The organism is Acinetobacter sp. 1130196 (assembly GCF_000588095.1).
Lineage (GTDB): Bacteria > Pseudomonadota > Gammaproteobacteria > Pseudomonadales > Moraxellaceae > Acinetobacter > Acinetobacter nosocomialis.
Map to the genome: position 1 here is coordinate 33868 of NZ_JFWX01000038.1, position 8781 is coordinate 42648.

Consider the following 8781-nt stretch of genomic DNA (forward strand, 5'->3'; position numbering starts at 1 on the left):
TGGAACTACAAATAATCAGATATTAACAAATAAAGATTTAAAAAAAGGCGTGATCGTCCAAGTGATTGCTAAATACTATTTAAGCAGCAATTTCTTTTAATTGAGCACACTTGCTTAAATACAAACTATTTATAAAATACTCTATTTTATCTAAGGAGCTATACAGAGCCCCTGTCCCCGAGTAATTTTTTTTAAAATCGTCCCAATACATGTATATAGCTTTTTTCAAACATTCTGCTTCTGCTAAATTTTTACATTTTATGGAAAAAATACAGTCAGAAATTACTATTTCTAGTCCTGAAGATAAGATACAAATTTTTTCCTGAGTAAAATTACCTACTCTAGGAAATAGAACTGCAGGCCCCCTTACTATAGAGTTTTTATTAGCAACTTTAAAACAATTTAAAAAATCGATAGTATTGTTTTTTAATGAAGAGGTATGAACTAATGGATAACCTTTGTCGAAGCTATTAATTGATGCCGTATGCATCTGAAATTTTCCTCTAAACACTCTTGGATTTAATCTATCAATAGATAATTGAATATCCTCCTGATAATTAGTTGGTTTTATATTTTCAATCATAATGATTGATGTCTTTACTCTTACTTTATCGAAAGTAGCTTCTCTATTATGTGTAATAATTTTAAATTTATAATTTTCTTTTAAGTAGGTTAGTGCTTTTTTATCTCTTTGGCTTGTTAAGCAGCCATTAGGAACAACAGCAACTAAAAAGCCACCTGATTTTAAAAAATTAAGGGAGTTATAAATAAAATTAAGGGCCACACCAGATTTGATTTTCGCTTCTGTATTCTCCCATAATATTGGTTTAATTCCTCTTTGACTAAATGGTGGATTTAATAAAATTAAATCAATTTTATTTTCGAATTTCTTTAGTTCAGAGTTAGCAATAGCTCTTCTATCTAAAAAATCAACATTGAACTTATCCCAGTCATTATTTAATAAATTTAGAGTATTTATAGATAAATCATTTGCAACAACATTTAATCCTCTAGGCCACTTTTTTAAAGCAGCATAAATTAAACTCCCCTCACCAACTGCAAAGTCTGCAATATAAGAAGGCTGAAATGCAGTTGGCAAGGAATCCACCAAAAGACTTGCTAAAAGAGGAGGAGTAAAGTGTTGATCTATCATTAAGTTAAACTTGCCCTACGTGTTCTCAAACTTCTGATGAAATCTTGTGTCCTGGTTGGATTAGGCTTAACTATACTAGAAACATGATAAACATGCAGCTTTGAAGACCCATCAGTCCTTCCAGGTTTTCTAACTGGATGATCATAGATTATCTCTATTTGGGGATGATTCAACACAAACATAACTGCTGCTAAAGCATGAGGTTTCGTTCCAATTGGAGCTATTTTGATATGTTGATCTTTAAACCTGCTATATAAGTCAGTTAATAAGTAATAACAGCTAAATGGACAATCTCCAGGTGCATATCGAATTGATTGCCATGAATGAGTCTCACTTAATGAAGCTTTATTACCTTTCAAAGTTTCAAAAACATACCAAGGTTTAAATCCTGGTAGGCCTATGATAGGAAAAATATGCTCATTTGCTGGCTGAGTTTGCTCAATAATATATTTTAATCGAGCTCCTTCAAAACCAAGTAGTGGGATAAATAATGTCTCAGCTTTCTTAGGAGCTAGAACAGCAAAACCTGGCAAAGGAGAAATTTCAGTAATTTTATCACTTAAATCATATATTTGACCTTCTAAAGGGGCTGAACTTCGACTATATAAACTAGGTTCAACATATACAACTAAGACTTTAAAACCATTATCAATTGAGGATTTTAAAATACTGGCCCAAGTTGAATGAGACAGACCTGTAATATCTATATAAATATTTGTACTTTTTTGGATTCCTTGCCAAAGACTTGCAATATTTTTATCGCTTCTTAAGAAAATTTCATTCGATTTATCTCCATTAATGATAAATGAACTCATTGTTTGCTCTGAAATTTCAATGAAACTAACATTAGTAGTAGAACTTTTCCATTCAGCAATGTGTTGGCTTCTAGCTTCATCTGTAAACCCAAAAACATACACACTATTATCAAGTGGTTTAAATTCAGCCACATCATTGTAAGTATCTGTAAAAATAGGAATATTTTTTAATTTATTCATAGTAGCTTCCGAAAAGTTGAAGCTGATCTGGCAACTGTATTCCTAAACTCTCACTACGGTTAGAATTATCAAGAACTTCTTTAATCCCTGCTTTTGGCTGATGTATTAACTTTAAAAGACTGCTAGATGACAATGCAATTTTGCGTTTTTTTCTATGTGAAAATTCAAAGAAAGGAGCAAAAATTGGATGAATCATATATTCATAAGCTTTAGTATCAGCTCTATCTGTAAGCTTATTACCTGGGGTTCTAGTTATTGCCAAATGCATCACTGCTTGGTCTAAAATCATTTTTACCTTATCTTCAGTTGCTACATCAGAATCAGGAATCAACTGAAATTGATTTGCTTCTGGCGTATGCCCCAAAGGTGAAGCAGCCAAAACTCCAAAAACTCGCCCTAGACTTAATAATAATTTTGTAAGTTTGGCACCTTCAACACTGAGTCCCTCTAATTCAGAAAGATTCTTTTTTCCAATTTGAATTGCTGCATTAGTTTGTAATTCAAAAGAAATAGGAATAAAGCTATTGATTTCTTTTCCTTCTAAAGCTGTTAAGTGTTCAAGTAATGCTGCATGTACCAATTCTAATAAATATCTTATGTTTCCATTAGCTAGATTTAAATATGTATCCCAGCCTGTATAATATTTACGTATTCCTACTTTACCTGATCGAATGGCAAACAGTGATGCGTAAAAGTGATTATTTAATCTGGTATTCCAAATATCTCTACCATTTGATATCCAATCTACAACTAATTCAGGAAAACTTTTATCTTTTTCCTTTTCACTCCAATACTTTATAAAATATAGATACCCAGGTTCAATCTCTTTTGCTTTTTTAAAGCTATCTTTATCTAATTTATTTTCTAGCTCTTTTAACCACTCAAGATGACTATCTCTTAGAAGTAAATTTGCCTCTTCCAGTTGAGTAAGTGCAGGTAAAAGATCAGTAATTCTAAGCTCTTGCTCATTTCCAAGAAAACTCGGATCATTTAAACGGCTATCAATTACTGCTTCAGCAAATTCCTTAAATTTATTAGCATCTTTTCCACTAGCATTCTGAAATTTTTCAGTTAAATCTATACGCACATAATCCGCAGGTGATGTTAACTGCTCATTCTGATTTAAAGTAGCTTTTTGTCTAAAACCCAGTTCTCTTACACCAATTTTAAAAGTATAAAAGCTATTATTATGCTTAACAAGCGTATTCAAAATCTGTTGCTGATAATCTTGAAAATTTTCAAACTCATCAATTAAGAAGAAAAACTGTTTACCTTCTAGTACAGTGTTTGATATTAAGGCTTCACTTAAAATATCAATTGGGAGGCCCAACATGGTAATTTTAGTAGGTGGATTATCAATTACTTGGTTTATAGATGATTCAAACTCTAATAAAGAGATTTCAATTTCTTCATCTAAATAGTCTAAAGACTCTATTGATTGGTCAAATTGAAATATTTTATTTATATTTCTCCATTTTCTTGAAGATATTTCTATTTTCTCACCTGTAGTTTGCTCATACCATAACGAAAATCTCACTAATTCTTTACAAAAACATAAGTTTATATAATGGCTAAAATATCTTATCCACTTTTCTAAAGAAACATCATTGCCACCGAATGTAGTTACTCGATTAGTATTTGCACGATAATAAATACCGATAAACTGCCAATCTTTAATTTTTTCTCTTTTCGTAAACAATTGATTAAGAGTGAATTGTCCATCATAAGAGAGCCCCTTTAGTACAGTAGTTTTCCCAGTTCCTCTGCCCCCAATTAAAACACATGGTCTATTTGTTTTTAATTCAGAAAAATATCCTGGTTCATTGAAGTGGTCGAACAGCTTTGAACTTAACCATTCAGCCCTATATAAACCTAATAAATTTTGAGCTTGTGTTAATCTCAGTAAATAATTATTCATAACTCTCCCTTTTTCAAAAGAGGCTTAAACCCTCCTTCATTATGATAAAATAAAGGCAGTGTTGCATCTGGCCAACCGTGGGAAAAACTTAATGCTAACCCCAATTCTAAATATCCTTGCCAACTAACAATCTTTGTCCCATCCGCATTTACAATCACCCCAGCATTTTCTAATTCAGGTATACCAACTTTCATACTCATTTCTTTAATAAAATCTGGACCATCTTTAGAGAAATCTCTCCATATATAGGATTCTGAATTCAATGCACTATGAAGTTCAGTATATAAATGAGCAGGTAGTACTTTTACAGGACAAAATTTGCTAATTAAGTTATATCCCATCTGAGTACATATTGCTGGACAATAAAAAAATTTCCTATTCGGGAAGTGCTCATATATTTTTTGAAAAGTTATATTCGGTAAAATTTCTTGATGATGCCAGAAACTAATAAATTGATTACCAGAACCAACAAAATCATCGACAAAAACAAAGCTTGCTTCAGAATTAGATTGAATTACTTCAATAAACTTTTGTGAGGTAATTATTTGTGTTTCTGGTATACCTAGCACATCTCTAGAGCTTCTTGTGAATATGTAACCACTATCCGCATCACTTGGATCCTCTCCCGTAACCCTCATTATATAAAGATTATCTAAAAAAACTGACCACTCTCTAGCTGATAAAATAGAATCCGTCTTATTTGTCAGAATATATTTTGAAAGTGATACAAAACTACTTTTAAATAATTGTTTAACCATATCTTCTGAAAAATATGTGAATTTTTCTAATAACCTTTTTGCAAAACGTGACTCGTCTGAATCAAAATTGCTCATCCATTCTTGTGGAGCAAATTGATTTCTTCTTGGCCAAACTCCTGTCTCTACAAAATACTTCCACTGATCATCGCTCTGAAACATTGCTATATCCAACTTATTTATCTAATTGCTTATATCTTTTTTCTAATTGATTATATAAATAAGTTGATAATTGAGTATCAAGATTACCTTCATAATATGTATTCAGAATCTCATATAAGTGTTCATTATCTTCACGATTATTCCAAATCTTTATATATTCTCCAGATTTATATCCATTATGCTGTCTAAAATTATTTAATACATTCTTTGCAATATATAGTTTGTGGATTTCGACTATATCAAGCGATAACAGAAGAGAAAGGTTCATGAAACTTTCAATATCAAATTTCTTATGTTGTATTGTAAAAGCCATGAAATCTTCAATTTTTTCTAATATTTCAGCTTTATTGATAGTTTTACGATGAATTTCTACTAAAGGATCTAAGTTAACATTTTCTAACCCCTTCAAAAGATCATCGATTTTGAGTCTTCTTTGAAGAATATCACTAAGACCAAAATGCCAAATGTCTATTAACTCTATTTGAGCTTGTTCAATATCAATTTCTTGTTTTTTCCACCATTTCCAACCGACATGATCCATTAATTCTGCACATTCAGTCCATATAGCCCTATACCAAGGATTATTTGCATTTCTCCATTCTTTATTGATTAAACTATTAGTAGAATTCTGCAATTCTAACATTTCTTCCATAATTTCAGCATATTGATTTTTCATAAAAACTCTTAAGGTATAAATTATTGTTGCTATACTACTTTACAAATTATCTAAATTTAATTCACCTAAATTTATGACAATAATTGCACTGGCAATACTTTAAAATTTTTTGCTAAATCGTAAACGTTTTCTAAGGTAGGATTGACCTTACCTCTTTCAATTCGCCCTAGGTAATATCTATCCATATTACAGACCAGTACTAATTGCTTTTGTGACATATTTTTTTCTTCTCTGTATTTACAAACTAATTGACTAAATTGAATAGTAAATTCTAACATAAACATTCAAATGCTTAAAAAACAGAAGGATCACTGCTTGAGGAATGTAATACCTACGGATTATATTCTTCTTTTTCTAGTTTTTCATTATGGAATAAATCGTTTCACCAATCTTTCCTTATATCAAGGACAAATCGTTGAATGGATATTCAATGATTGGGAATAAATTAAATCTTTATATAAAAGAAAAGTAAAAACAAACAACAACTTTATAGTCTTTTCAGCAAAATTGTACAATAAGGTCACTTAGTCAAACATATTCCTTCATACAATCTACGACTTTCAGCATTTGTTGAAATTTAAAGTATGTATATCTTTAAAAAGCAAAAGATATATAAAAACCAAACCATCTGACCAAACGCTTGCGGTATTTCCAGAGCTAAAACAGAAATTTAAAAAAAAAACTAATTACTTCAAAATATTGAAGTAATAAAGATTTTTAATGATTTTTAATTTCATTGTTTGATTAACCCGCAAATTCTAGACACATAGAAGAATCTTTTTGTGAGTTTTTCATAATCGAATGGAAAATTATCTGTAAAATAGCTGATAAGAGAGGAAGCCATTACCATGCCAAAAAGAATAGAGACACATCGTATTGATACTAAGGCGATCAGAACTATTTTTACTCACTTAAATGAAAACTGGCTTGTCCGTAATCTTGAGGAGAGAGATTATGGAGTCGATCTACAATTAGAAAGATTTGATTTGAATGATGCGACTGGCGATTTTATCTTTGTTCAGGTTAAAGGTACTGACAAGAAGTTCCAGAAGACGGTAAAACTTTCTAGTTTTCCTGTTGATACAATAAAATATGCCTTAATGTTTGACGTACCTTTTTTTATCTTCCACACCTCGAATACTTCCCAGCAGACAAAGTATGTATGGTTGCAAAACTACGTGGAAACGCGGCTTGAAAAAGATAATCCGCATTGGAAAAACCAAAAAAGTGTAACCATCTATTTTCCTAAAGAAAATGATCTGCAAGCTAATGATTCTAAAATTACCGACATCATTAAAAATGATAAGCTAAAGAAAATGGGAGTCAAGTTCTTAGCAATTTATGAGTCATTAAAGTTTCATTCAGAATCAGTGTTATTAGGACAAACTGCTGTTGCAATAGGATGTGCGATAGAAGCAAGAAAGCTACAAAAGTTGTCTTCATTCATTAATGAATATAAAGATCTAGTTTTTAACGGAAATTATAAAGACTTCAACACTTTTCATGCTGCTTACGACAACATTGCAAATACATCAGAAATTGATTCTGCCGATGAAGAAACTATTACTTCTGCAATGTCTTTTCTTGAGGAAATTAAGTTCAACTTCTTAAATCAAGATCAAATTGCTGATGTTTTGATGGAAAATACTACCGACTATCATTCTTATTAATTTTAGTTTTATACTATTTCGCTATAATAAAAACGTAGATCGCTTCTGTTGATTAGAAAGCCCGATATGCATTAGTTGCCTATCGGGCTTTTTTATTGCGTTCATACCAGAACATAAAGGACACTCCCCTAGGCCCCCGTGCCACAACAGTCTTTTACTTTTGCGCTGATTTAAAGTTTGAGAGATCATTGCGACACAGAGATAAAAGAGCTAAGCGAACTTAGCCCATTTCAGTTTTGTCGCAGCGTTGAATGCTGCTAAACAAGTTAGGGGCAAAGTCCTGTGGGAGAACAGGACTTTGCAAACTGGTACGTTTTAAACGTTGTACGGTTTGAGGTGAACAAATTCTTTTAAATTCCTGCTGAGCATTGGCGTTATCATTTGTAATACTGTAAGCACCGACCAAAAGGCTTAAAATCAATGTAAATTTATAAAGTTTCATATTATTCTCATGATTATTTATAAATTTAAATAAAATAAAAATATGATTCGAATAAATATTAAAATAATTTTTCAAATAATAATTAACCCTCCCATCAATATAGAAAAATAAAATAATTAAAATTTTAGAATAGAAACAATTTATAAATTTAAAAAAACAGGTCACAAAAAAACCCATATTTTAAATAAATAAAATAATTAAATAAGAGAGAAAATGAGTTTGAATAATGGCATGGCCAACTCCTTAAAATGGAGTTCTACCACCAAATCACCGCGAACTAATTTAGGGTGGTAGAACGAAAGAGGGTTGACAGACTGGTCTAGCGATCAGCACGCGCGTACGCGTCCCCCTTCCGCCCTACCATAGAGAAAAAGGGGGCACAAAGGTTCCACACGGGTAATACTGAGGAAGTATAACCCATACGCTAGACTCGGTCTGTCAAAACCGGCTGGCAATGTAGGCCAGCAACGAGATAATAATCGGTGATTTTAATTACGTCAATTTATTTTAATAAAAAAGTTTAAATATAATTATTTTATTCATATTTAAATAATATTACCCCTCTTATTATATTTATGGCTTTTAATTAAATTTAAAATATAAACTTGGGTTATATATTTAGTTAATAAAATAGACTAATCGTTAATTTTAATTTAATAGTCGGCAGAGTAAAACTTGAAGTGCGACATAAACCACCTAATTAATTTAAAGGGTTTATGGAGTATATAAAATTGTCATACCATCATCTTAACTTTGAAGATCGTACTGCATTAATGCTTGAGTCAAGAAAAGAAGGCTTTTCAGCCAGAAAATTTGCTGAACTCATTAAAAGACATCCTAGTACGATCTATCGTGAGCTTAAAAGAAATAGCATCAATGACGTTTATCAAGCTCGATATGCTTCTGATAACACCTTCGCTAGACGTAGACGTGGTCACAGAAAACTCAAAATCGATTCAATCCTCTGGAAATTTATTGTTGAAGCGATCCGTTGTTTATGGTCTCCTCAG

General features: G+C 31.4%; 8 protein-coding genes and 1 pseudogene. 2 read left to right on the forward strand and 7 right to left on the reverse strand.

Features of this window, described 5'->3' with window-relative positions:
• Nucleotides 1-79 precede the first annotated feature (79 nt).
• The 6 genes from J671_RS20030 to J671_RS0104945 form a co-directional block, all read right to left on the reverse strand.
• Nucleotides 80-1153: a methyltransferase gene (locus J671_RS20030; protein ID WP_031983184.1), complete on the reverse strand. Its 1074-nt coding sequence runs from the start codon at nt 1151-1153 to the stop codon at nt 80-82.
• A complete protein-coding gene (locus J671_RS20035; protein ID WP_031983186.1) occupies nt 1153-2148 on the reverse strand; it encodes a hypothetical protein in 996 nt (331 codons plus the stop codon). The genes J671_RS20030 and J671_RS20035 overlap by 1 nt, the downstream gene beginning before the upstream one ends.
• Nucleotides 2141-4066, reverse strand: coding sequence for a hypothetical protein (locus J671_RS20040; RefSeq protein ID WP_031983188.1), 1926 nt, complete (start codon nt 4064-4066; stop codon nt 2141-2143). The genes J671_RS20035 and J671_RS20040 overlap by 8 nt, the downstream gene beginning before the upstream one ends.
• Nucleotides 4063-4983, reverse strand: coding sequence for a hypothetical protein (locus tag J671_RS20045; protein WP_021510242.1), 921 nt, complete (start codon nt 4981-4983; stop codon nt 4063-4065). Before J671_RS20045 ends, J671_RS20040 begins: the two co-directional genes overlap by 4 nt.
• Nucleotides 4984-4996: 13 nt before the next feature.
• Entirely contained in the window at nt 4997-5659 is a 663-nt protein-coding gene (locus J671_RS20050) for a dUTP diphosphatase (RefSeq protein ID WP_021510243.1), read from the reverse strand.
• A gap of 71 nt (nt 5660-5730) precedes the next feature.
• Nucleotides 5731-5937 carry a helix-turn-helix domain-containing protein gene (locus J671_RS0104945; protein WP_371864264.1) on the reverse strand — a complete coding sequence of 69 codons (207 nt, stop codon included), beginning with the start codon at nt 5935-5937 and terminating at the stop codon, nt 5731-5733.
• 570 nt (nt 5938-6507) lie between these two features.
• Here J671_RS0104945 and J671_RS20055 point away from each other — a divergent pair.
• Nucleotides 6508-7329: a DUF4365 domain-containing protein gene (locus J671_RS20055; RefSeq protein ID WP_031983190.1), complete on the forward strand. Its 822-nt coding sequence runs from the start codon at nt 6508-6510 to the stop codon at nt 7327-7329.
• A gap of 210 nt (nt 7330-7539) precedes the next feature.
• Here J671_RS20055 and J671_RS20060 read toward each other — a convergent pair.
• Nucleotides 7540-7771 (reverse strand): annotated as a pseudogene (locus J671_RS20060) (hypothetical protein).
• 773 nt (nt 7772-8544) lie between these two features.
• Here J671_RS20060 and J671_RS20065 point away from each other — a divergent pair.
• On the forward strand, nt 8545-8781 hold a 237-nt coding region (locus J671_RS20065; protein ID WP_230400570.1), incomplete at its 3' end, for a helix-turn-helix domain-containing protein.